The organism is Hymenobacter roseosalivarius DSM 11622 (assembly GCF_900176135.1).
GTDB classification, from domain to species: domain Bacteria; phylum Bacteroidota; class Bacteroidia; order Cytophagales; family Hymenobacteraceae; genus Hymenobacter; species Hymenobacter roseosalivarius.
Genome location: NZ_FWWW01000106.1, coordinates 1 through 825, shown reverse-complemented (window position 1 = coordinate 825; position 825 = coordinate 1). Strand labels below are relative to the sequence as shown.

General features: G+C 59.8%; 1 protein-coding gene and 1 pseudogene. Both read right to left on the bottom strand.

The genetic code is table 11. From position 1 onward, the window contains the following. Nucleotides 1-4: 4 nt before the first annotated feature. Nucleotides 5-388: pseudogene (locus tag B9A24_RS20800) on the bottom strand (transposase); the annotation flags it as partial. Nucleotides 389-414: 26 nt separating this feature from the next. Next, on the bottom strand, nt 415-786 hold the full coding sequence (locus B9A24_RS20795) for a transposase (protein WP_084447958.1): 372 nt from the start codon (nt 784-786) through the stop codon (nt 415-417). Nucleotides 787-825: the final 39 nt, after the last annotated feature.

Here is an 825-nt window from a genome sequence, read left to right as displayed (position 1 = left end):
GTTCTCAATTTAAGTAGAGCGTGATAACTCTCAGGCAAAGAAAGGATTCGTAGGAGCGGTCTAGCTTATCATAGCGGGTAGCAATGCGCCTGAACTGTTTCAATTTATTAACGGTCTGTTCGATATGGTGGCGCTTGGCGTAAGCAACCGGGTCGAAATGCGGCTGGTTTTTGCGCCGAGGATTGGGCTTAATAACCGCGTTAGCCCCTGCTTCGGCGATTATCTCCCGTAACGCATCGCTGTCGTAGGCGGCATCGGCCACCACTTCCTGTGCCGGGGCCAGCCACGGACGCAACAGCCCTTCCGCTTCGAGGCAGTCACCGCATGGTCCTGCGGTGAGCGTCCAGTCCAGCACGTTCCCTTCCCCGTCGGTGACCAGATGGAGCTTGCTCGTATTGCCTCCCCGGCTGCGACCTACCCCCTGGCTGCCGTTTTTTTTTCGGCCCCCGTGCCCTGGTGGTGCACCCGAATACTGGTCGAATCCACCTGGACCTGCCGCTGACGGGCATGCGGAACCTGTCGCTTATTTCTTGTCAACCAGTCGGTGGCCTCTAACCACACGCCCGCGTCCCGCCAACGGGCGTAGCGTACGTATACCCGGTGCCAGTGCCCCATCTGCGGGGGCAAGTCGCGCCAGGGGGCGCCTGTACGGCCCATCCAGAGCACGGCTTCCACAAATCCGCGCGTATCGCGTGCGGTCACGCCGCGGCTGCCTTCCTGGCCGGGTAAGAGCGGGGATAACTCGCCCCACATGGCATCGGTCAATAACGTGCGGTCTGCATTCATGACTGCAAAATAGGCTCCCTATTGAGAACAGTTCCTAGG

What these genes read in the sequence shown, in the direction of transcription:
- B9A24_RS20795 (WP_084447958.1), bottom strand. Translation starts at nt 786, where the DNA reads ATGAATGCAGACCGCACGTTATTGACCGATGCCATGTGGGGCGAGTTA.